The following is a 23,957-nucleotide window of genomic DNA, read 5'->3' on the forward strand; positions in this document are numbered from 1 at the left end:
TTAATTCGATTACAGCAAATACCAGAGACCTGGGAACAGGTCCATGCCGAGGAAGTTCAGGGCATACAACACCAGAATCACGATCATCGCTGAGAAGTCGATGCCGCCCATAGCAGGCAGAATACGGCGAATGGGCGCCATCAAGGGTTCGGTCAGTTGAATCAGCACCTGATCGACAGGGCCGCGGCCTTGGCTAATCCAGCTCATGAGAGAGCGAATGATAATGACCCAGAACACCAGATAACCGGCAGATTTCACCAGCGACAGCAGGCCAACCAGCAGGTTGGTAGGATCAAGCGAGAATACGCCCACTTGAATCAATAGCAGGATCGGATATTTGAGTGTAGTCAGCACAAAAGCCAGCAGCAGCGAAGCGGTATCAATCGGCCCTAACGCAGGAATGATACGGCGTAACGGCTTGATAATAGGCTGAGTAATCTTGACGACAAACTGCGCCAGCGGGTTGTAAAAATCACAGCGGGACCACTGCATCCAGATGCGCAGCAGCAGCACCATGACGTAGAGATCGATCAGCGTTTTGACTAAAAACGTCATTGTTAACATGAAGTTCCTCAATTATTGTTGTGGTTTGCTCGCGTAATCTCGCGCGCCAAAGATTGCAGTGCCGATGCGCACCATGGTGCTGCCTGCGGCAATAGCGGCTTCCATATCATCACTCATCCCCAAAGAGAGTGTGTCGACATCGGCATAATGCTGTTTCAACTCCTGGAACGCGTCGGCCATCTGCTGGCATACCGCCAACTGCCGATCGTAATCACTTTCTGGTGCGGGAATGGCCATTAATCCACGCAATCGCAGCTGCGGCAATTCTGCTATTTGCTGCGCCAGCTCGGAAAGGGCCTCCAGCATGATGCCAGATTTGCTGTTCTCGTCACTGATATTTACCTGAATTAACACATTAAGCGGCGGCAACGTTAACGGACGCTGGTCATTCAGGCGCTGCGCAATACGCTGGCGATCAACGGTATGACACCAGGCAAAGTTTTCCGCCACCAAACGGCTTTTATTGGACTGCAACGGACCAATGAAGTGCCATTCCAAATGAGGATGTGCGGCCAGTGTCTGAACCTTTTCAACCCCTTCCTGCACGTAATTTTCCCCAAAGGGAATTTGCCCGGCTGCGGCGGCTTCTTCGACGGCGCTCGCAGGTTTAGTTTTGCTTACTGCAAGTAAGGTGATTTCTTCTGGCGCTCTGCCGCAACGCGCGGCAGCGGCAGCGATACGCTGCCGCACTTGCTGTAGGTTGTGCTGGATTGAGGTCATAGTCAGGAGAAATTATGAATCTGGATGAAATGGTGGGCCTTAGTGTAAAGCATAACGCCGCCGATCTGCACCTTTGCAGCGGACATTTGCCTTACTGGCGACGGCAGGGCAGGTTGGAAGCGATACCCGACTGGCCGAAAGTCAGCGCGGCGTGGATGGATACGTTTATTGAGCAATGGCTGGACGATCCGCAGCGGCGGCAGCTTGAAGCCGAAGGTCAGCTTGATTTCGCCTTGAGTTTGCCGGGTGGACAGCGACTGCGTGCCAATCTCTTCCGCCAGCGGCAAGGCTTGTCTTTGGCATTACGCACTATTGCCAACCAGTGTCCAACGCTGGCGAGCTTGCGCTTACCCGCTATTGTGCCCTTGCTGTTGGAAAAAGAGGAGGGACTGATTTTGATCACTGGCGCGACCGGCAGCGGCAAATCCACTACGCTGGCAGCGATGGTCGATGCGCTCAACAGACAGCAGGCGCGGCACATCATCACGCTAGAAGATCCCATTGAGTTTATTCATAACAGCCAGCAATCACTGATTCAGCAGCGAGAAATTGGTGTGCATTGCACTGCTTTTAACCAGGGGATTAAAGCGGCATTACGTGAAGATCCTGATGTGATTTTATTGGGCGAACTGCGCGACAGCGACACGATTCGACAGGCGCTGACAGCAGCAGCAGACCGGGCATCTGGTGCTGGCAACGTTGCATACGCGCGGCGCTGCGCAGGCGGTTGATCGGTTGGTCGATCTCTTTTCCGCTGAGGAGAAAAATCTGGTGCGTACGCAACTGGCGGGCAGTCTTAAAGCGGTGATCGCTCAGCGATTAGTGCCCTCACTCGAAGGTCAACGCATTGGCTTGTTTGAGGTCCTGATAGCAACGCCCGCAGTGGCGAATTTAATCAGGGAAGGCAAGATGCATCAAATTCCTGGTGTTCTCCAAACCGGCGCGCAAGCGGGTATGCAGACCTTTGAGCAGAGTTTACTGGCACGAAAGGCGGAAGGGCTCATTAAGGACACACCGTGACGTGCCGCGCTTCATTGCTGAGTAAGCGCGGGGGTGCGGGTCATGGATAAGTTAGGTGATGATTATGCTTAGTAGTGCGTTTCAAACCAGTCTTGCAGAATGATCGCCGCTGATTGCGAATCGACTGAACCTTTGTTTAGCGCACGATAACCGCCGCGTTCAAACAAGCCAGCACGTGCTTCTACCGTACTCAGACGTTCATCTTGCAGCTCAACACGAACGCCAAAGCGGCCATGCAGCCGATTAGCAAACTTACGTGCTCGCGCGGTTAACTCTTGCTCGGTGCCGTCCATATTCAGCGGCAATCCGACAACCACAAAATCGGGCTGCCACTCTTTCAACAGCTTTTCGATTTGTAGCCAGTCTGGCGTGCCATCCTGCGCTTTAAGCGCTGCGAGCGGGCGGGCGCTACCGGTGAGTTGCTGACCTATCGCCACGCCAATGCTCTTAGTGCCGAAATCAAAACCTAACAGTGTTTGATTTGACATCAGGCGTGTCCGGCGTCGCTGGCCATGTTGTGAATATCAACGCCAATACTGCGCGCTGCTTCACGCCATCGCTCAGAAATGGGCGTTTTAAACAAAATATTGCTGTTGGCGGGCGTGGTCAGCCAGGCATTCTCCATGAGTTCGTTCTCCAGTTGGTCTTTTTCCCAGGCACAGTAACCCAGTGCTACCAACACGTTTTCTGGCTGTGATTGTGTACCAATCGCTTCCAGCACATCACGCGAGGTGGTGATAATGGTGGTATCAGAGATGCGAATACTGGAGGTAAAAATGCGTTGTGCAGAGTGCAGGATAAAGCCGCGATCTTCCGCTAACGGACCGCCGGTAAACACCGGTTTGTCCAGCTTGATAGCAGGATCGCGATCTTCAGAAGAGATCTTGAGCTTTTTAAGAATGCCTTCCACCGTCAGGTTTTCCATGGGCTTGTTGACGATCAGTCCCATCGCCCCTTCTTCATTGTGTTCACACACGTAAACCACAGAACGTTTAAAGAAAGGGTCTTGCAGCGAAGGCATGGCAATCAAAAAATGATGCTGTAAATTCATTCTCACTCGATGTACCAAAAATAACCGGCGCGCAGTTGCCGCGCCGGTGTTGGGTTGATCACGGAGCAGAGCTCCGACGTCATGCTCAGCCCAGACGCTTCTCGATAGCATCCATCAACATGCCGGTGATGGAGATCGGGAATGCTGCTTCAATTTCACGCACGCATGTTGGGCTGGTCACGTTCACTTCAGTCAGTTTATCACCGATGATGTCCAAGCCTACAAAAATCAGCCCTTTTGCTTTCAGCGTTGGACCCACGCGACGGGCAATTTCCCAATCGCTTTCGCTTAACGGACGCGCTTCGCCACGTCCGCCAGCGGCGAGATTACCGCGGGTTTCACCCCTTGTGGGATGCGCGCCAGGCAATAAGGCACAGGCTCACCGTCGATGACCAGAACGCGTTTGTCGCCTTCTTTAATCGCCGGGATAAAGTTTTGTGCCATGCAGAAGTAACTTCCGTGGTTAGTCAGGGCTTCAACAATCACTGAAAAGTTAGGATCATCTTTTTTCACACGGAAAATTGACGCGCCACCCATGCCATCCAGCGGCTTCATGATGATGTCACCGTGCTCTTGCCAGAACGCGCGCAGCTTCTCTTTATTGCGAGTTACCAGCGTATCTGGCGTGAACTCCGCGAACCATGCGGTATACAGCTTTTCGTTACAGTCACGCAGGCTTTGCGGCTTGTTCACGATCAGCGTACCCAACTCTTCTGCGCGCTCCAGAATATAGGTCGCGTAAATGAATTCCGTATCAAACGGCGGATCTTTACGCATCAGTACAACATTCAGCTCAGAGAGTTCAATCTCTTGCTCGCTGCCGAACTCATACCACTTGTCATAGTTTTGGTCGACGCTCAGCAGACGCGTGCGAGCATAGGAGACGCCGCCACGCAGCGAGAGATCGCCCATCTCCATGTAGTGAATTTCATAACCACGACGCTGTGCTTCCAGCAACATGGCGAAGCTGGTGTCTTTTTTAATGTTGATGGACGAGATGGGGTCCATCACGATGCCAAGCTTAATCATTATTATCTCCTCAATGAGGCGGCATTTACCGTCTCGTTCCATGCGTCAGCGTTGGGCTGAACAGTCAGGACGCCGTGTGTGCTGCGTGCGTCTTAGAAATTATCGCTTAACCCAGGTCACCAAACCTCACCTGAAGTGCCGTAATGGCCGTCAGCGCGGTTGTTTCGGTGCGTAACACCCGTGGGCCAAGCAGAATGTCAGTAAAATCGTGTTGCGCTGTCATTGCGATCTCTTCTGCGGAAAGGCCGCCTTCTGGGCCAATCAACAAGCGTACTCGCTTAACCGGTTGCGGCAACGTGTTGATGCTGTGGCTGGCGCGTGGATGAAGGTTAAGTTTCAATCCTTCATCAGCTTCTGCACACCAGGCTTCCAGCGTCATGGCTTCGCGAATTTCCGGCACGCGGTTGCGACCACACTGCTCGCAAGCCGCAATCGCAATTTTCTGCCACTGCTGAATCTTCTTCGCCAGCCTTTCAGCATCCAGCTTTACGCCGCAGCGTTCGGAAAACAAGGGCGTGATGACATTAACGCCGAGCTCAATCGATTTCTGAATGGTGAATTCCATCTTTTCACCGCGTGACATCACCTGGCCCAAATGCATAAACAGCGGTGATTCACGATCATCGGGTTGACTCTCTAAAACAGTTACTTTTACACGCTTTTTATCAACATGCGTGATCTCTGCTGCAAAAGTCAGATTAGTGCCATCAAACAGTTCAAGGCGTTGACCGCTGGTCATGCGCAGCACGCGGCCTACATGATTGGATGCGTCTTCATCCAGCGTAATTTCACTGCCTACGCTAAGCGGTTCGGCCTGATAAATGCGAGGTATGCGCATAAGGTTCCTGAGAACTGAACGCCGCGCTGTATTACGCGGCGGAATAGAAGAAACAACTAGTTTAGGGCAGGGATTTTAGCGCTGGCAAGCCTGCTGCACATAAGGATTGTGATTACCCTGTATGCGAGCGATGCGTTTGTCACGTTCACACTCCCATGGCGTAACGGGATAAAGCTTGTTCCATACGGTAAATAGCTGGGTTTGCTGACGAGAAAGGCGCAGATGATATTGATCGCGCATATAGAAATAGGTCCGCGCAATAGCCCCCGCGCGCGCGCTGGCGGCTCGGCAATCTTATTTTTGAAATCGACTTTCATACCGCATTGTCCATAAGGCTGCTCACCGCCGTTCCATTGGCTGTATGCCAGATTCCCGCGATCGCCATTTACTTCACCCACCGCAGGTTGCAGGTTGTGCAGATCGGTTTCGATTCGGCGATATTCAGCATCTTTACTGCAATTCTTGCGTCCACCGTTTTGCCAACACTGGCGCTGATGACCAAACTCCCACGCTGGCATGACGTGTTCCCATTCAATCCGCTTGGCGCGATTCGCATTTTTACGAACCTTGTAGCCACAGCTGTTGAGATCGGGGACGCCTTTTTTCCCCTGCCAGTTGATTTTACAGCCACAGTAAAACGTTCCTGGCGCATCAGCATTGATTTGCGCCGCATAGGCTTTGGCCTGCTGGAAGTTGTTTTGATGATAGTTATTCAGGCTTAGGGCGCTGGCAACAAACGGGGCAAATAACAGCGAAACAGCAACAATAATTTTGCGAGACATATTCCAACAATCTACGTAGAGCCAAAAAGGGCGGCAGGGTAACAGAATGAGGAATCACGCGGAATGAGAATCCTGGTCAGGATGGCAAATAGTCGCCTGGCTTTAACAGACTGCCGCAGCTCACGCAGCGATATTCGCTTTCTCCACGCACGACGCGATTATGACGACGCACAGTGAGATGATGCTGCTGGCACTGACAGCGGTAGTTGAAGGTGCGACTGCGCACCGATTCCACCTCAAAGCGGTGAGTACGCTGGGCAGGCACGCCAAGCACGCTTTCCATCATCCATTTCCACTCTTTGCCATGGGGCGCAACCCGACCAAAATGTTTCCACACCAGCAGATGAGCCAGCTCATGCGGCACCACTTCATCAATAAAGGCTTGTTGATTCTCTAACAGCAAAACGGGATTTAGACGGATTTCCCACTTTTCTAGCCAGGCGGTGCCAGCTGCGGTGCCACGCTGCTGATAAATCAGTTTGGGTTCGGGATAGCTGCGCGCTAATTTTTGATTAGCCAACTCAAGCGAGTGGCGCAGCGAGCGCATCACGGCTTGCTGTAGCGCGATGGGAAGACGAGGTGTTTTCATGGGGCCAAGAATAAGCGGGCGCGGGCGGGAACTCAATATTGGAAAAGAAAACGGCGGGACTTTCCCGCCGTTGTTGCTTGCTAATTAGTTCTGAGAACCAATATCACGCAGCTTTTTGCCTTTCATCAGGTTGCGTTCGATGTGTTCCAGCGAGATGTTCTTGGTCTCCGGAATCAGCATTACCGTCAGCAGGATGAAGAACAGGTTCAGCAGGGCATAGACCCAGAAGGTCGACGCGTTGCCCAAGGTGTTCAGCATCGTGAGGAAGGTAGCGCCCACAATCATGTTCGCAATCCAGTTAGTGGTGGTGGACACGGTGATACCGAAATCGCGGCCTTTCAGCGGTTGAATTTCAGAACACAGTACCCAGATCAGCGGACCGGCAGACATTGCAAAACCAACGATAAACATCAGCAGCATGCCAATGGCGAAGTACTGCGCGCCCTGAGAATCAATGCCAATATGCAGCATCGTACCCAAAATGCCCATGCCTGCCGCCATCACCATAAAGCCCAGAATCAGCGTTGGCTTACGGCCCCAACGATCCACCAGACCAATCGCGATGAAGGTCGCCAGCACATTGACCAGACCCACAATGACTGTGCCCCACATCTGCTCAGTGGTGTTAGAGAAACCCGCAATCTCAAAGATTTTCGGTGCGTAATACATGATGACGTTCATACCGGTGAACTGTTGCATCACCTGTAACAGAATGCCGAGGAACACCGCACGACGGAAGTTGCTGTTTTCTTTAAACAGACCCCAGCCAGATTGCTTGATTTTTAGGCTTTCACGAATTTCATCCAGTTCACGTTTTGCTTGCTCGCTGGTGTCACGCAGACGATCCAGTACACGCTGCGCATCGCGGAAGTTACCTTTAGCCGCTAGCCAGCGCGGGCTGTTTGGCAGGAAGAAAACGCCGATCAGCAGCAGCAGAGCTGGAATGGTGATGACACCCAGCATCCAACGCCAGTTGCCGGTAAAGCTGAATGCGGTATCAGACAAATACGCGCCAAGAATACCAATGGTAATCATCAGCTGGTACAGCGAGATCATACTGCCGCGAATCTTTTCTGGCGCAATTTCGGAAAGATAAAGCGGGGCAGTGTAAGAAGCGATGCCCACCGCCAGGCCCAGCAGCACGCGTGCCCAAATCAGCATTTCAGGGTTCGGCGACATTGCCGACCACAAAGAACCGATAACGAACAGAATCGCACCCGCCATCAGGCTTTTCTTACGGCCCAGACGCGAAGACATCCAGCCGCTACCAATAGCACCCACAGCCGCACCGAACATCATGGAACTGACGATCCACTCTTGCTGGTGTGCCGTAACGTTAAAGTCTTTAGCGATGAACGGCAGTGCACCGGCAATAACGCCGATATCCAGACCGAACAGCAGGCCAGCGAGAGCCGCCAGAAAGCAGACAAATAAGGTCATCGCCTTATTTGAAGTTCTGCTTTTTGTGTATTGCCAGGCATTGTTGCCTCCAAGTTTATCCATCGTTGTTTTTATCAATGTTAAAAAACCTTTTGCCGGAAAAAAGTGAGGGCGATCACATCAGTGTAATCGCTTACACAAGCTGAAACCCTGAAATTCAGCATTTATAACCCGGAAAGGTCAAGTAACCAGAGAGGTATAGCACTCTTTAAGTTTCTGACAATGCTCTTATTATCGGCAATCAGATGACGCTGAAAATAACGCATTTTTATTACAATAACTACGCCGTTTAATTCCTAAATTGCAGATAACTAAAGCGTTTCAAATTGTAATCGTTAACATTTTGTTGTCAGGATTGGCGAAAGAAGTGTAGTTGAGATAACGAAAAAAGCTGTCTGAAGAGATTTGAAAGCAGCGTAAGACGTTTTTTTGACTCGTAACTTTGTAGCGTTAGGGATGAGAAGGCGATCGGTTAGCAAAAAACAGGCAATAAAAAACCCTGCTTCATCAACAGGGTTTTCGGATGGGACCCGAGAGAAAAATTACAGGCCCGCAGCGTCGCGCAGTTGAGCGGCTTTGTCTGTTTTTTCCCATGGGAAGTGCTCACGACCAAAGTGACCATAAGCTGCGGTCTCTTTGTAGATCGGGTGCAGCAGATCCAGCATCTGAATCAAACCGTATGGACGCAGGTCGAAGAACTCACGCACCAGCAAAGTCAGCTGTTCGGTAGAGATTTTCTCGGTACCAAACGTTTCAACCATGATGGAGGTCGGTTCAGCGACGCCAATCGCGTAAGAAACCTGGATTTCACAACGATCCGCCAAACCCGCAGCCACGATGTTTTTAGCCACATAGCGCGCAGCATAAGCCGCTGAACGGTCAACTTTTGATGGATCTTTACCTGAGAACGCACCGCCGCCATGACGTGCCATGCCGCCGTAGGTATCAACGATGATTTTACGACCCGTCAGGCCACAGTCGCCCATTGGGCCACCGATAACGAAACGACCCGTTGGGTTGATGTGATATTTGGTTGAAGCATTCAGCCATTCTGCGGGCAGAACCGGTTTGATGATCTCTTCCATTACCGCTTCTTTCAGATCTTGCTGGCTAACATCTTCAGCGTGCTGAGTTGACAGGACAACAGCATCGATACCGACGATTTTGCCGTCATCGTACTGGAAAGTGACCTGGCTTTTCGCATCTGGACGCAACCACGGCAGTGAACCATTTTTACGGACTTCAGCCTGACGCTGCACCAAACGGTGTGCATAAGTCACTGGCGCAGGCATCAGCACGTCAGTTTCGTTGGTTGCGTAGCCAAACATCAAGCCCTGATCGCCCGCGCCTTGTTCCAGCGGATCGGTACGGTCAACGCCTTGGTTGATATCAGGTGATTGCTTGCCAATCGCGCTTAAAACGGCGCAAGAGTTGGCATCAAAGCCCATATCGGAATGAACATAGCCGATTTCACGAACGGTGTTACGGGTGATCTCTTCGATATCAACCCAGGCGCTGGTAGTGATTTCACCCCCAACCAGAACCATACCGGTTTTAACGTAAGTTTCGCAGGCCACGCGCGCTTTAGGATCCTGCTCGAGGATCGCATCAAGTACGGCATCAGAAATTTGGTCAGCGATTTTATCAGGATGTCCTTCTGATACAGACTCGGATGTAAAAAGGTGTTTAGCCATTCTGTTCTTTACCTTACAAATGGTTTGAATTCGACTGCATAGCGTAAGTGAGGCTGAACCTGACTTAACGCCCCTTCAGGCAAAGCCGCGAGCAGTTTAGGAAGTATCAGCACATCAGGCTAACATCGCCTGGAGTTTAACCTGTTTAGATGGAAAACCATCTGGACGTCTATTTTAGGTTACAGAATGCGCGAATTACCAGCCCTTTTTCTGTTTCAGCATTTTACGCAACGGCAAAACTGGAAGATTTTCCTGACAGTACACGCAATAACCAAATAATCTTTTTGCTATTTTTGACCACAAACTGTATAAAACGCCGCTGCTTTTAGGCAGCAAAAAGGATGACGTCACCACGCGTCGCGCCCGTCAGAACAGTGAGGCTTCTGGCGTTCACCCAGGTTGTTTTCCATGTGTCTTTGGCATATGTGGAGGTGATTCAAGTAATGAACCACGCTTTCTTCCCTTTCGGTTCTCCGCGCTGTTGCGCTGCGCTGGCTTTCTCCTGTTTCCCATCATTTTCAGTGTCCTGCCGACATTGTGTTCGTAGCGGTCATTCTACCGACACGAGTACCCGTTAATCTGTACTGCTATCCTTACGTTTTTGTTCCTTCTCTGTGCTTATGCAGATGAACGACGCACGTTATCCGTGGTCCTTTTTATACGTTTCTCTTTTAAACGTTTTCTATTTAAACGGACAGGCCAAGGTGTTTTACACTTACTTTCATGCGTTAATCGCGCTGACGGCAACGTCAGGTGAACAGGACATTGCGTCACATGTGGCAACGAATTTCTAACTTAGCGGCAGTTAAGCCGATTAACAGTTTCATCTTTCAACGGAAAATTGAGGTTCGTGATGTCTGACGACATGAAGAATATCAAGGGTTCGTCAGCTGGCGAACAAGGTGCACTCCGCTCAATGCAGGAGGTAGCAATGAACGATCAAGATGCCAGCAAAATGCTGCGTACTTATAACATCGCCTGGTGGGGCAATAACTATTACGACGTCAACGAACTGGGCCATATCAGTGTGTGCCCGGATCCGGATCTGCCGGACGTACGCGTCGATTTAGCCAACCTGGTGAAAGAGCGCGAAGCGCAAGGCCAACGCCTGCCCGCGCTGTTCTGTTTCCCGCAGATTCTGCAGCATCGCCTGCGTTCAATTAACGCCGCCTTTAAACGCGCGCGTGAATCTTACGGTTACAAGGGCGATTACTTTCTGGTTTATCCGATCAAAGTTAACCAGCACAAACGCGTCATTGAGTCGCTGATCCACTCCGGCGAACCGCTGGGACTGGAAGCGGGTTCTAAAGCGGAGCTGATGGCGGTGCTGGCACATGCGGGCCAAACCCGTTCCGTGATCGTCTGTAACGGCTATAAAGATCGTGAATATATTCGTCTGGCACTGATTGGCGAAAAGATGGGGCACAAAGTTTATCTGGTGCTCGAGAAAATGACCGAAGTGCGTCTGGTGCTGGAGGAAGCGGAGCGTCTGAACGTGGTGCCGCGTCTGGGCATCCGCGCACGACTGGCGTCTCAGGGTTCCGGTAAATGGCAGTCGAGCGGCGGTGAAAAATCGAAGTTTGGTCTGTCGGCAACGCAGGTGCTGAAACTGGTTGAGATCATGCGTAACGCAGGTCGTATCGACAGCCTGCAGCTGCTGCATTTCCATCTCGGTTCACAGATGTCGAATATTCGCGATATCGCGACCGGTGTGCGTGAATCGGCGCGTTTCTATGTTGAGCTGGCGAAGTTGGGCGTCAACATTAAGTGCTTTGACGTCGGCGGTGGTTTGGGCGTCGATTATGAAGGCACGCGTTCGCAGTCAGATTGTTCAGTGAACTATGGCCTGAACGAATACGCCAACAACGTGATTTGGGCGATCGGCGATGCGTGCGACGAACACGGTTTGGAACATCCAACGGTGATCACCGAATCGGGTCGTGCCGTCACTGCGCATCATACGGTGCTGGTGTCGAATATCATCGGTGTCGAACGCAACGAGTTCAGCGAGCCTGAAACGCCAGCAGCAGATGCGCCGCGCCCGATTCTGAGCATGTGGGAAACCTGGCAAGAGATGCACGAGCCGAGCACGCGTCGCTCGCTACGTGAATGGCTGCATGACAGCCAGATGGATCTGTTTGATATCCACACCGGTTACTCATCCGGCACTTACGATCTTAAACAGCGTTCATGGGCTGAACAGCTTTATCTCAGCATTTGTCATTACATTCAGCAGCATCTTGACCCAAGTAATCGCGCACACCGTCCGATTATCGACGAACTGCAAGAGCGCATGGCGGACAAAATGTACGTCAACTTCTCGCTGTTCCAGTCGATGCCGGATGCATGGGGTATCGATCAGCTATTCCCGGTGCTTCCGCTGGAAGGGCTGAACAAGAAGCCGGAGCGCCGTGCGGTGCTGCTCGACATTACCTGTGATTCCGACGGCACTATCGATCACTACGTTGATGGCGACGGCATTGCTACCACCATGCCGATGCCGGAATACGACGTTGATAATCCGCCTATGCTGGGCTTCTTTATGGTGGGTGCTTATCAGGAAATTTTGGGCAACATGCACAACCTGTTTGGTGATACCGAAGCGGTTGATGTCTATGCGCGTCCAAATGGCGACGTTGAAGTGCAGCTTTCTGACGAAGGCGATACCGTTGCTGATATGTTGCGCTACGTTCAGCTTGATCCCAACGAGCTGATGACGCTGTTCCGTAATCAGGTTACTGAAACTGAACTGGATGAGGAGTTGCGCGAACAATTCCTACAAGAGTTCGAAAGCGGTCTTTACGGCTATACCTATTTAGAAGACGAGTAATAGTAGTGCTGCACAGGATAAAAATCCCGTTGCAGCCTGTTTTCTCTACGTCGATAATCTAGCTAATACCTATCCCTTCCTCGTCGGGTTTAACGACGCGGAGGGGATTTTTTCATCTATACCTTAAGCTGCATGCGGGCTTGGCCCGACTCACGGATATATAGAGGACGATTTATGTATAACACCCTGGGCAATCAGTACGATAACTCCCTGGTCTCTAACGCCTTCGGTTTCATGCGTTTCCCGATCAACTTTCAACCCTACGAAAGCGATGCTGAATGGGTCATCACTGGCGTTCCTTTTGATGCCGCAACGTCGGGCCGTCCGGGAAGCCGTCTTGGACCGGGCGCGATTCGTCAGATCTCAACCAACCTGGCGTGGGAAGGCTGCCGCTGGCCGTGGGATTTCGATCTGCGTCAGCGTTTAAATGTCGTGGATTGCGGCGATCTGGTTTACGCCTTTGGTGATTCACAGGATCTTTCAGACAAGCTGCAGGCACACGCCGAAAAACTGCTGGCAAACGGCAAGCGCATGATGACTTTTGGTGGCGACCATTACGTCACGCTGCCGCTGCTGCGTGCCCATGCGAAGCATTTCGGCAAGATGGCATTGGTGCATTTTGATGCACACACCGATACCTATTCCAACGGCCCAACTTTTGATCACGGCACAATGTTTTTCACCGCCCCGAAAGAAGGTTTGATCGATCCGCAGCACTCGGTGCAAATCGGCATTCGTACCGAATTTGATAAGAGCCTGGGCTTTAACGTGTTGGATGCGGCGCAGGTTAACGATCGCAGCGTGGACGACATCCTGGCGGAAGTGAAACGCCTTGTTGGCGATCTGCCGGTTTATCTCACCTTTGATATCGACTGTCTGGATCCGGCGCATGCGCCTGGCACCGGCACGCCGGTAATTGGTGGATTAACCACTGATAAAGCGACCAAGCTGATTCGCGGTCTGCAAGGTATGAATATCGTCGGGATGGATTTGGTTGAAGTCGCGCCGGGTTACGATCACGCTGATTTGACTGCGCTGGCTGCGGCTACCCTGGCGCTGGATATGCTGCATGTTCAAGCAGCGAACAAAGGCTGATTTGGCGTAAAGTCCCTTGCCGGCGGTGTTGACCCCGGCAAGGGTTGATAGGGTTATTAATAAGCCTCTATCAGGTATTCATATATCCGGTAACAATGGCTGGCAGGTTTAAAAGAGGGATTTAGTTTTATTCAGCCAATAATGCGTTGTCAGAATAATGACATTAATCTAAGAATAGAGGGTGTGAATTAAGCGTATTTTTTAATTTGCGTAATGATTTGCGTGGTAGATATATTTTCCGTTCTCGGCAGGTAAACCACTTCGCATATAGTTTTATAGTTGTCGAATTTCCCTTCCCAATCATTGCCCATGACAAGGGTATGCGCCGCGTACTTCTTAATGTATTCCTCTTTAAGCTCGAGGGATTCTTCTATAAACACCTCATCCACACAACCTATCGATGCGATGATCGCTTTTCTTTCCTGTTCTGGATAAACCGGATAACGATTTTTCTTCGCGAAATTTAAAGCATCCGATGAAATGCCAACAATTAGCCTGTCACCCTGCGATTTAGCACGTTGTAATATATTGATATGCCCAATATGTAATACATCGAAAGTACCAAAAGTGATGACCGTTTTCATTTGCGTTCCGAGTGTGGGCTACTGCAGTTACTTCATCGACTCAATTTAAGCGAAACTTAAATAACTGCTCAGGGATGGATGTCAGCAGCGTGACAGGTGATCAGCAACTAGACTTACTGGCGGAAGATTAATCTCTGGAGGCAGTTATGAGTTTTCTTGACGAATTGGTTGGATCGCTGGGGAACGGACAAGGGCAGGGCAACAAGCTTGGGCAGTTGCAGGCGATCTGGAATTGGGTGCAGGAGCAGGGCGGTATAGAAGTGCTGCTGCATAAATTTCAGCAAGGTGGTTTGGGTGAAGTGCTGGGTTCATGGATCGGTACTGGGAATAATCAGCCAGTAGGTGGGAACGATATCCAGTCTGCGTTTGGACAGGGTGAATTGCAGTCGCTGGCAGATAAGCTGGGCACTGATGTGCAAGGTGCATCCGGCACGTTAGCCGCGCTGCTGCCGCAGTTGATCGATAAGATGTCGCCGCAAGGGCAGATGGATGAACAGACATTGCATGATAAGCAACTGGATTTAGGAACGATGGTTGATCAACTGTTTAAACGTTAGTCAAAAGCGGGCTTTAATGAAATTGTGCTGGCTTTCCCCACCTCGGTCCTCCCCCATAAATGGAGGAGGAAGAGGCTGCTTTATGTAAGCGTTTAAGCTGTTTTTGGCAGCGTCTCCTTTCGAAACGGCATTGTGCTGGCTTTCCCCACCTCGCTCCTCTCCCATACAGGGAGGAGGAAGACGCTGCTTTATGTAAGCGTTTGAGCTGTTTTTGGCAGCGTCTCCTTTCGAAACGGCATTGTGCTGGCTTCCCCCACCTCGCTCCTCTCCCATAAAGGGAGGAGGAAGACGCTGCTTTATGTGGGCATTGAAGCTGTTTTTGGCAGCGTCTCCTTGCTCCGCTTGACAGGGGAAGGCCGGGATAGAGGACAGCACTATCTCCAACAGAAAACTACTTACTGTCTGCCGCGATACGTTCGCGAATATGCTCCGCACGCTCTTCAGAGGCAGGATGCGAATCAAACATTGTGCTTTGGCGTCCTTCCTCTAGCTTCGCTAATTTCTCAAAACTGGTGACCAATCCATTTGGATCGATGTTGCGTTTCTTCATCAAGTCATAGGAGTAATCATCAGCCTGCGATTCTTGCGTCTGCGAGAATTGCGCGTTAACCAGTTTCTCACCCAACTCGCCTAACTGAGATTGCGAAAGCGAACCGATTACGCCACCAACCGACGCGGCTGCAGTGCGCGCAGCGGTAGTGCCGTAAGCAACCTGCATCGCTTTGCGCGTATGGCCCAAGGCAACGTGACCCATTTCGTGGCCGAGTACACCTTCTACTTCATTATCGGTCATCATATCCATCAAGCCGCTGTAAACACGGATACAGCCGTTGGCCATTGCCCATGCGTTAACGTCTTTGGTTTGATAAACCTTGTAATTGGCAGGAACGCCATTGATGTTGTCACCGAGTGCGGCGGCAATCTTATTTAAACGCTGCTGATATTCACTGTTGGCGGGCGCAATCTGGTTCTCTTTATCCATCTGTTCACAAGATTGATTGCTCAGCTGTTTCACCTGATCATCGCTCAGCGTGTAAGCCTGATACGCCTGCGCACCAGATTGCAGTAGCGCATTATTGTCAAACCCGGCGCAGCTACTCAGCAGCACTGTAATTCCAAGAGCTACAGCCGTTTTTTGGATTTTCATTCCATCATCCTTTTGGTAACAAGGTAAGAAAAACAAACACCTGAAACATAGGCAGGTATTTAAAGGTGTTTTTTATAACGCGGTGTCTCACGCTTTGCTAGCAGACTACGCTGAGAAAGCCAGACGAAGCGGAGACATTTAGCCATTTGCAGCATGTACTTTTGCCCTTAGTTTCATGTACATTGATGTGCAACTTTTTCCTTGCTTCGCTTGATAACTGATTAATTACAATAAGTTAAGACGCTAAGCATTAATCCGACCTGGAGTAGAAAATGCCCTCTCGTAAAGAGCTCGCCAACGCCATTCGCGCATTAAGTATGGATGCAGTACAGAAAGCTAAATCGGGACATCCGGGTGCCCCAATGGGCATGGCGGATATCGCCGAAGTACTGTGGCGTGGCTACCTGAATCACAACCCAACTAACCCACTGTGGGCCGATCGCGACCGTTTTGTCCTCTCTAACGGTCACGGCTCCATGCTGATTTACAGCTTGCTGCACCTTTCCGGCTATGATCTGCCGATGAGCGAGCTGGAAAACTTCCGTCAGCTGCATTCTAAAACTCCAGGTCACCCGGAATACGGCTACACCGTTGGCGTTGAAACCACCACCGGTCCGCTGGGCCAGGGCATCGCTAACGCAGTAGGCTTCGCCATTGCCGAGCGTACGCTGGCAGCGCAGTTCAACCGTCCAGGCCATGACATCGTAGATCACAATACCTACGTCTTCATGGGCGATGGTTGCATGATGGAAGGCATCTCACACGAAGTTTGCTCGCTGGCGGGTACGCTGAAGTTAGGCAAGCTGGTTGCCTTTTATGATGACAACGGCATTTCTATCGATGGTCACATTGATGGCTGGTTCACCGACGACACCGCTAAGCGCTTCGAAGCGTATGGCTGGCACGTGGTGCGCGGCGTTGATGGTCATAACGCAGATGCAATTGCTCAAGCCATCGAAGAAGCGAAAGCGGTTAGCGACAAGCCTTCACTGCTGATGTGCAAAACCGTGATCGGTTTCGGTTCTCCAAACAAAGCCGGTACGCACGATTCACACGGCGCACCGCTGGGCGACGACGAAATCGCACTGACCCGCAAACAGCTGGGCTGGGAACATGCGCCGTTCGTTATTCCTTCAGAAATCTATGCTGAATGGGATGCGAAAGAAGTTGGCCAGGCGAAAGAAGCAACCTGGAACGAGAAGTTTGCGGCCTATGCTAAAGAAAACCCAGAGCTGGCGGCTGAATTCAAGCGTCGCGTAAGCAACGAACTGCCTGCTAACTGGCAAGAAGAGTCGCAGAAATTTGTTGAGCAGCTGCAGGCTAATCCAGCCAAAATCGCCAGCCGCAAAGCGTCACAGAATGCTATCGAAGCTTTCGGTAAGATTCTGCCAGAATATTTAGGCGGTTCCGCTGACCTGGCGCCAAGTAACCTGACTATTTGGTCTGGATCCAAGCCAATCAATGAAGATGCAGCCGGTAACTACATTCACTACGGCGTGCGCGAATTTGGTATGACCGCAATTGCTAACGGTCTGGCGCTGCACGGTGGTTTCCTGCCTTACACCGCAACCTTCCTGATGTTCGTTGAATATGCGCGTAACGCGGCGCGTATGGCGGCACTGATGAAGATCCGTCAGATCATGGTTTATACCCATGACTCTATCGGTCTGGGCGAAGATGGCCCAACGCACCAGCCGGTTGAGCAAATGGCGAGCCTGCGTACCACGCCAAACATGAGCTTGTGGCGTCCATGTGACCAGGTTGAATCTGCAGTGGCATGGAAATATGCCATTGAGCGTAAAGACGGCCCAAGCGCGCTGATCTTCTCGCGTCAGAACCTTGCACAGCAGGAACGTACCGCTGAGCAGCTGGCAAACGTAGCGCGTGGTGGTTACGTGCTCAAGGATTCTGCAGGCACGCCTGAGTTGATCCTGATCGCCACCGGTTCAGAAGTTGAGCTGGCCGTAGCTGCTTACGACAAGCTGACCAGCGAAGGCCGTAAAGTGCGCGTCGTGTCTATGCCATCTACTGATGCATTCGACAAGCAGAGCGATGAATACCGTGAGTCTGTGCTGCCAAAAGCCGTCAGCGCACGCGTAGCAATCGAAGCGGGCATTGCAGATTACTGGTTTAAATACACCGGTCTGAACGGCGCAATCATCGGTATGACCAGCTTCGGCGAATCCGCTCCGGCTGACCAGCTGTTTGAACTGTTTGGTTTTACCGTCGACAACGTCGTGGCAAAAGCCAAAGCGCTGTTAGCGTAACGGGATACTATAGCAGCGCAGCCGCGCTGTTTAGCATGCTTATAAGGGACGAGCGCATTCGTCCCTTTTTGACGCTTTATTCCTACAGTAATAATCGTTTTTTATGCATATTTGTGACGCAGATCCAAATATAAGCAGCGTAATTGATCACAATCATTCCTGTTATTCCTTCCTTCCCTTATCCTCGCTGAACCGTTTCAGTTGTTGCTTCAGATAATCCTGTTTCGGACGATGCCGGGTAATAATCTCCTGTACAAAACGCAGGAGAACGCTCAGGCTAACGGCACGTTTTTTCAGTCAGATTTGGCAGGAGAAAGATGACCGTCCGGGTAGCAATAAATGGTTTTGGCCGTATTGGACGCAACGTATTGCGCGCACTGTATGAAACAGGGCGACGTGCTGAAATCACCGTGGTGGCGATCAACGAGCTGGCAGAAGCTGTCGGCATGGCGCATTTGCTAAAGTACGACACCAGCCACGGTCGTTTCGCGTTTGATGTGCGTCAGGAGCGCGATCTGTTGTGGGTGGGTGATGACACCATTCGCATCTTGCATCAGGCCGAACTAAAGGGGTTGCCGTGGCGCGAGCTGAACGTGGATGTAGTGCTGGATTGTACCGGCGTTTACGGATCGCGTGCGGATGGTGAAGCACATCTGCAAGCGGGTGCGAAAAAAGTCTTGTTCTCCCATCCGGGTGGCAACGACCTCGACGCAACAGTGGTGTTCGGTGTTAACGAACAGGCTCTTAAACAATCTGACCGCATCGTGTCCAATGCATCCTGTACCACGAACTGCATTATCCCCGTGATCAAGCTGCTGGACGACGCCTTTGGCATCGAATCTGGCACAGTAACGACAATTCACTCGGCGATGCACGATCAACAGGTGATTGATGCTTATCACAGCGACCTGCGCCGCACGCGTGCAGCAAGTCAGTCAATCATTCCGGTGGATACGCGTTTAGCGGCTGGCATTACCCGTATTTTTCCGAAATTCAACGACCGCTTTGAAGCGATAGCGGTGCGTGTGCCGACCATCAACGTGACAGCCATTGATCTCAGTGTTTCTGTGCGTCAGGGCGTAAAGGCGTGTGAAGTTAACGCTTTGTTGCAAAGCGCGGCAGAGGGTGCATTTCGTGGTATAGTTGACTATACAGAATTACCGTTAGTCTCAGTCGATTTTAACCATGATCCGCACAGTGCCATTGTGGACGGTACGCAAACGCGGGTCAGCGGTCAGCACCTGATCAAGACCTTGGTTTGGTGTGACAACGAATGGGGCTTTGCTAACCGAATGCTCGACACGACGTTAGCAATGGCCGCAAGCGGTTTCAGGTAAGACGCGGTCTGCGTCTGGCAAAACTTACGAGAATCAACGAGAGGATTCACCATGTCTGTAATTAAGATGACCGATCTGGATCTTGCTGGCAAACGCGTTCTGATCCGTGCCGATCTCAACGTACCAGTGAAAGAAGGGAAAGTGACGTCTGATGCACGTATCCGTGCTTCTCTGCCTACCATCGAAGCGGCGTTGAAACAGGGCGCGAAAGTGATGGTTACCTCTCACCTGGGTCGTCCGACCGAAGGTGAATACAACGAAGAGTTCTCTCTGCTGCCGGTCGTTAACTATCTGAAAGATAAGCTGAGCGGCACTAACGTTACCCTGGCTAAAGAATACCTTGAAGGCGTTGAAGTCGGTGCAGGTGAGCTGGTGGTTCTGGAAAACGTTCGCTTTAACAAAGGCGAAAAGAAAGATGACGAAGCACTGTCTAAAAAATACGCTGCACTGTGCGACGTATTCGTGATGGATGCTTTCGGTACTGCGCACCGTGCACAAGCTTCAACCCACGGCGTAGGTAAATTCGCGCCTATCGCATGTGCAGGCCCGCTGCTTTCTGCCGAGCTGGAAGCTCTGGGTAAAGTGATGAACAACCCGCAGCGTCCGCTGGTCGCAGTCGTGGGTGGGTCAAAAGTATCGACCAAATTCGACGTGTTGCAATCACTGGTTAAAATCGCTGACAAAGTTATCGTCGGCGGCGGTATCGCTAACACCTTCGTCGCAATCGACAACAACGTCGGTAAATCGCTGTACGAGCCAGACTTTGTAGCCGCAGCAAAAGAGCTGCGCGATCAGTACGGTATTCCGGTTCCAACTGATTCTCGCGTTGGCACAGAATTCTCTGAAACTGCCCCGTCTACCGTGAAAAAGGTTTCCGAAGTGGCGGATAACGAAGAGATTATGGACTTCGGCGACGAAACTGCACAGGCGATGGCTGCCATTCTGAAAGATGCGAAAACCATCCTGTGGAACGGCCCGGTGGGTGTGTTCGAATTCCCGAACTTCCGTAAAGGCACCGAAATCGTTGCCAACGCTATTGCAGACAGCGAAGCTTTCTCTGTTGCAGGCGGCGGCGATACCTTAGCGGCAATCGACCTGTTCGGCATTGAAGACAAAATTTCCTACATCTCAACCGGCGGCGGCGCGTTCCTGGAATTCGTCGAAGGCAAAAAATTGCCAGCGGTTGCCATGTTGGAAGAGCGTGCGAAGCAGTAATCCTTTGGGGGCGATGCCAGATGGCGTCGCCTGAAGACTTGCCCGATTGGGCGTTTAAATCGTACCCCTTTTAAGGGGAAGCACGATCACGAAACAGGACACAATCATGTCTAAAATTTTTGATTTCGTTAAACCCGGCGTAGTCACTGGTGACGACGTACAGAAGATCTTCAAAGTGGCGAAAGAGAATAAATTCGCCCTGCCAGCGGTAAACTGCGTCGGCACCGATTCTATCAACGCGGTTCTGGAAGCGGCGGCGAAAGCGAAAGCGCCCGTTATCGTTCAGTTCTCTAACGGTGGTGCTGCATTTATCGCCGGTAAAGGTTTCAAAACCGACAAGCCACAGGGCGCGGCAATTTTCGGCGCTATCGCCGGTGCCTATCATGTTCACCTGATGGCTGAGCAGTATGGCGTGCCTGTTATTCTGCATACCGACCACTGTGCGAAGAAACTGCTGCCGTGGATCGACGGCCTGCTGGACGCTGGCGAAGAGCACTTCAAGAAAACCGGTAAACCGCTGTTCTCTTCACACATGATCGACCTGTCTGAAGAATCACTGGAAGAAAACATCGAAATTTGCAGCAAATATCTTGAGCGTATGGCCAAACTGGATATGACGCTGGAGATCGAACTGGGCTGCACCGGCGGTGAAGAAGATGGCGTCGACAACAGCCATATGGACGCATCTGCACTCTACACCCAGCCAGAAGACGTTAACTACGCTTACGAAAAACTGAATGCCATCAGCCCACGTTTCACTATCGCTGCGTCATTCGGTAACGTTCACGGCGTTTATAAGCCAGGTAACGTGAAGCTGACACCAACCATCCTGCGTGATTCTCAGGAATTCGTGACCAAGAAACATGGCCTGGCGCATAACGCACTGGACTTCGTTTTCCACGGTGGTTCAGGTTCATCTGCTGCAGAAATCGAAGAGTCTATCGGCTACGGCGTGATCAAGATGAACATCGATACCGACACCCAATGGGCAACCTGGGACGGCATCCTGCAGTACTACAAAAAGAACGAAGGCTATCTGCAAGCGCAGCTGGGTAATCCAGAAGGTGCTGACAAGCCGAATAAGAAATACTACGACCCACGCGTATGGCTGCGCTCTGCTCAGGTATCCATGGTGGTGCGTCTTGAGCAAGCATTCAAAGAGCTCAACGCAGTTGACGTACTGTAATTAATTCTTCGTTACAGTACAAAAAAGGCCCGAAAGGGCCTTTTTTATGTCCGTTATTCTGGAAATTTCACTTAATTCCTCTGCTGTTTGGCGCTTCGCTGGATAATTGATTACCCTTGATCACGGGTGTCGGATTACATCTGGCAGTTTTTGTGCTTTCCCGACGGGAATTAACAACAGGGCTTACTAATGGAAGACTTAAACGTCGTCAATGGTATCAACACTGCGGGTAGCTGGCTGGTACGTAACCAAGCGCTGCTTCTGAGCTATGCAGTCAATATTGTGGCGGCAATTGCCATTATTATCGTCGGGATGATCATCGCCCGCATTATATCTAATGGGGTGAATCGCCTGCTGCTGGCACGTCACATTGATGCAACCGTAGCGGACTTTCTTTCTGCGCTGGTGCGCTATGGCGTAATCGCTTTTACCGTGATTGCTGCGCTGGGTCGCGTTGGGGTGCAAACCGCCTCCGTCATTGCCGTACTGGGTGCTGCCGGTTTAGCCGTAGGTTTGGCATTGCAGGGTTCGCTTTCGAATCTCGCGGCTGGCGTGCTGCTGGTGACCTTCCGTCCGTTCCGTACTGGCGAGTTTGTCGATCTCGGCGGCGTAATGGGTACCGTACTGAATGTGCAGATCTTCTCTACTACGCTGAGAAGTGCTGATGGCAAGATGGTTGTGGTGCCAAACGGCAAAATTATCAGTGGCAACATTGTTAATTTTTCACGTGAACCGGTTCGTCGGAATGAGTTCATCATTGGTGTAGCGTACGACGCGGATGTGGATGAAGTGATCGCGCTATTGAAGGAAGTGGTTGAAGCTGACGATCGCGTCTTGAAAGACAAGGGCATCCAGATTGGCTTGAATGAGCTTGCTGCATCATCACTTAACTTTGTGGTGCGCTGCTGGAGCAACAGCGGTGATCTGCAGGATGTTTACTGGGACCTGCTGAAGAACTTTAAACGCGCACTGGATGCAAAAGGTATCGGTATTCCGTACCCGCAGATGGATGTGCATTTCCATCACACCAAGCAAGCCGACGCAGCAGAATCGGCTGAACCCGTCAAAGCGGAACAACCCGTGCAAACGAAAATTTAATGACACAATGGGCGGTGCGATGCCGCCCATTAATTTATCTAATCAAACATTAAATTTTTCAATTTCCACTAATCATCTCGCGTCACTATAATCCTTTGCATCGCACCGATGTAAGGATATCTCCCTGTGTTATCTGTATTTTTTCAAGGGCTTGCGCTTGGCGCAGCACTTATTCTGCCGCTTGGCCCCCAAAATGCTTTCGTCATGAATCAGGGTGTTAAGCGTCAATATCACTTTATGACAGCAGCCCTTTGCACGTTGAGCGATATCGCGCTCATTTGTGCCGGGATTTTCGGCGGAAACGCATTACTGAGCCAATCGCCACTGCTGCTCATGCTAATTACCTGGGCTGGCGTCGCGTTTTTGCTGTGGTATGGCTGGGGAGCGTTACGTACGGCCTTTAGCGGCGATGTGACGTTGTCTGAGGAGACAGCCATCAAGCAGAGCCGCTGGCGCATCATTGCCACCGTGCTGGCGGTTACATGGCTTAATCCGCATGTTTATCTGGACACCTTTGTGGTATTGGGCAGTTTAGGCAGCCAGTTTGCATCAGAATCAGCACGGCAATGGTTCGCGTTCGGCACCATTAGCGCCTCTATTTTGTGGTTCTTTGGATTGGCGTTGTTAGCGGCCTGGCTTTCTCCGCTGCTGCGCACCGCACGCGCTCAGCGCATTATCAACCTGCTGGTGGGCACGATCATGTGGTTCATCGCCTTTCAATTGGCAAGTCAGAGCATTACGAGCTTCTAATTTAACTGCTGTTTCTCAAGCGCAGGCAAATCGCCTGCGCTTGCTACGTTTTAAAAATTAAAGCCCGCAAAAAGCCAGCCTTCAGCTAATAAGAACATTGTCCGAAACATGACGTCACTGAATTAGCGTTATGTGCACATGTCACTGCGATAGTTCTGACGTTT

General features: G+C 51.2%; 19 protein-coding genes and 3 pseudogenes. 10 read left to right on the top strand and 12 right to left on the bottom strand.

Translation table 11 applies throughout. The features are described 5' to 3' along the window. Positions 1-9 precede the first annotated feature (9 nt). On the bottom strand, positions 10-564 hold the full coding sequence (locus KQP84_RS06515; RefSeq protein ID WP_215845654.1) for a YggT family protein: 555 nt from the start codon (positions 562-564) through the stop codon (positions 10-12). Positions 565-576: 12 nt separating this feature from the next. Continuing rightward, a complete protein-coding gene (locus KQP84_RS06520; protein ID WP_215845655.1) occupies positions 577-1,284 on the bottom strand; it encodes a YggS family pyridoxal phosphate-dependent enzyme in 708 nt (235 codons plus the stop codon). A 14-nt stretch (positions 1,285-1,298) separates the two neighbouring features. Between KQP84_RS06520 and KQP84_RS06525 the strand changes: the two are divergent. Next, positions 1,299-2,304: pseudogene (locus KQP84_RS06525) on the top strand (type IV pilus twitching motility protein PilT). A gap of 68 nt (positions 2,305-2,372) precedes the next feature. On the opposite strand, the gene ruvX reads toward KQP84_RS06525, so the two are convergent. The 8 genes and pseudogenes from ruvX to metK all read right to left on the bottom strand — a co-directional run bounded on the left by ruvX (position 2,373) and on the right by metK (position 9,727). Next, the gene (gene ruvX, locus KQP84_RS06530; RefSeq protein ID WP_215845656.1) at positions 2,373-2,792 is read right to left on the bottom strand and encodes a Holliday junction resolvase RuvX; all 420 of its coding nucleotides are present in this window, start codon (positions 2,790-2,792) and stop codon (positions 2,373-2,375) included. Beyond that, positions 2,792-3,355, bottom strand: a complete 564-nt coding sequence (locus KQP84_RS06535; RefSeq protein WP_215845657.1) for a YqgE/AlgH family protein — start codon at positions 3,353-3,355, stop codon at positions 2,792-2,794. The genes ruvX and KQP84_RS06535 overlap by 1 nt, the downstream gene beginning before the upstream one ends. An 85-nt stretch (positions 3,356-3,440) precedes the next feature. Beyond that, positions 3,441-4,384 (bottom strand): annotated as a pseudogene (gshB, locus tag KQP84_RS06540) (glutathione synthase). 106 nt (positions 4,385-4,490) lie between these two features. Further along, the gene (rsmE, locus tag KQP84_RS06545) at positions 4,491-5,222 is read right to left on the bottom strand and encodes a 16S rRNA (uracil(1498)-N(3))-methyltransferase (protein ID WP_215845658.1); all 732 of its coding nucleotides are present in this window, start codon (positions 5,220-5,222) and stop codon (positions 4,491-4,493) included. 75 nt (positions 5,223-5,297) lie between these two features. Then, a pseudogene (endA, locus tag KQP84_RS06550) lies at positions 5,298-6,004 on the bottom strand (deoxyribonuclease I). A 76-nt stretch (positions 6,005-6,080) separates the two neighbouring features. After that, entirely contained in the window at positions 6,081-6,593 is a 513-nt protein-coding gene (locus tag KQP84_RS06555; RefSeq protein WP_215845659.1) for a SprT family zinc-dependent metalloprotease, read from the bottom strand. Positions 6,594-6,677: 84 nt separating this feature from the next. Continuing rightward, positions 6,678-8,096: a sugar porter family MFS transporter gene (locus KQP84_RS06560; RefSeq protein ID WP_215845660.1), complete on the bottom strand. Its 1,419-nt coding sequence runs from the start codon at positions 8,094-8,096 to the stop codon at positions 6,678-6,680. 479 nt (positions 8,097-8,575) lie between these two features. Then, the gene (gene metK, locus KQP84_RS06565) at positions 8,576-9,727 is read right to left on the bottom strand and encodes a methionine adenosyltransferase (protein ID WP_215845661.1); all 1,152 of its coding nucleotides are present in this window, start codon (positions 9,725-9,727) and stop codon (positions 8,576-8,578) included. An 853-nt stretch (positions 9,728-10,580) separates the two neighbouring features. On the opposite strand from metK, the gene speA reads away from it, so the two are divergent. Beyond that, a complete protein-coding gene (speA, locus tag KQP84_RS06570) occupies positions 10,581-12,557 on the top strand; it encodes a biosynthetic arginine decarboxylase (RefSeq protein ID WP_215845662.1) in 1,977 nt (658 codons plus the stop codon). A gap of 174 nt (positions 12,558-12,731) precedes the next feature. Beyond that, entirely contained in the window at positions 12,732-13,652 is a 921-nt protein-coding gene (gene speB / locus KQP84_RS06575; RefSeq protein WP_215845663.1) for an agmatinase, read from the top strand. Between the two features lie 188 nt (positions 13,653-13,840). Here the strand turns inward: speB and KQP84_RS06580 are convergent, their stop codons facing one another. Further along, a complete protein-coding gene (locus KQP84_RS06580; protein WP_215845664.1) occupies positions 13,841-14,236 on the bottom strand; it encodes an FAD synthase family protein in 396 nt (131 codons plus the stop codon). 146 nt (positions 14,237-14,382) lie between these two features. On the opposite strand from KQP84_RS06580, the gene KQP84_RS06585 reads away from it, so the two are divergent. Further along, the gene (locus KQP84_RS06585; protein WP_215845665.1) at positions 14,383-14,793 is read left to right on the top strand and encodes a YidB family protein; all 411 of its coding nucleotides are present in this window, start codon (positions 14,383-14,385) and stop codon (positions 14,791-14,793) included. 391 nt (positions 14,794-15,184) lie between these two features. On the opposite strand, the gene loiP is transcribed toward KQP84_RS06585, so the two are convergent. Continuing rightward, complete coding sequence (gene loiP, locus KQP84_RS06590) at positions 15,185-15,940, bottom strand: metalloprotease LoiP (protein ID WP_215845666.1); 756 nt, start codon at positions 15,938-15,940, stop codon at positions 15,185-15,187. A gap of 272 nt (positions 15,941-16,212) precedes the next feature. Here loiP and tkt point away from each other — a divergent pair, with 272 nt between their 5' ends. The 6 genes from tkt to argO all read left to right on the top strand — a co-directional run bounded on the left by tkt (position 16,213) and on the right by argO (position 23,793). Continuing rightward, positions 16,213-18,207 (top strand): transketolase, encoded by a 1,995-nt coding sequence (gene tkt / locus KQP84_RS06595; protein WP_215845667.1) that lies wholly within the window; start codon positions 16,213-16,215, stop codon positions 18,205-18,207. Between the two features lie 317 nt (positions 18,208-18,524). Next, on the top strand, positions 18,525-19,544 hold the full coding sequence (gene epd, locus KQP84_RS06600) for an erythrose-4-phosphate dehydrogenase (RefSeq protein ID WP_215845668.1): 1,020 nt from the start codon (positions 18,525-18,527) through the stop codon (positions 19,542-19,544). A 51-nt stretch (positions 19,545-19,595) separates the two neighbouring features. Continuing rightward, entirely contained in the window at positions 19,596-20,759 is a 1,164-nt protein-coding gene (pgk, locus tag KQP84_RS06605) for a phosphoglycerate kinase (protein ID WP_215845669.1), read from the top strand. 106 nt (positions 20,760-20,865) lie between these two features. Then, positions 20,866-21,945, top strand: a complete 1,080-nt coding sequence (fbaA, locus tag KQP84_RS06610) for a class II fructose-bisphosphate aldolase (RefSeq protein ID WP_215845670.1) — start codon at positions 20,866-20,868, stop codon at positions 21,943-21,945. A 189-nt stretch (positions 21,946-22,134) separates the two neighbouring features. Continuing rightward, positions 22,135-23,043, top strand: a complete 909-nt coding sequence (gene mscS / locus KQP84_RS06615) for a small-conductance mechanosensitive channel MscS (protein ID WP_215845671.1) — start codon at positions 22,135-22,137, stop codon at positions 23,041-23,043. A gap of 126 nt (positions 23,044-23,169) precedes the next feature. Then, positions 23,170-23,793, top strand: coding sequence for an arginine exporter ArgO (gene argO, locus KQP84_RS06620; RefSeq protein ID WP_215845672.1), 624 nt, complete (start codon positions 23,170-23,172; stop codon positions 23,791-23,793). The last annotated feature ends 164 nt before the right edge of the window (positions 23,794-23,957 follow it).

This window comes from Candidatus Pantoea bituminis (assembly GCF_018842675.1).
Classification (GTDB): Bacteria; Pseudomonadota; Gammaproteobacteria; order Enterobacterales; family Enterobacteriaceae; genus Pantoea; species Pantoea phytostimulans.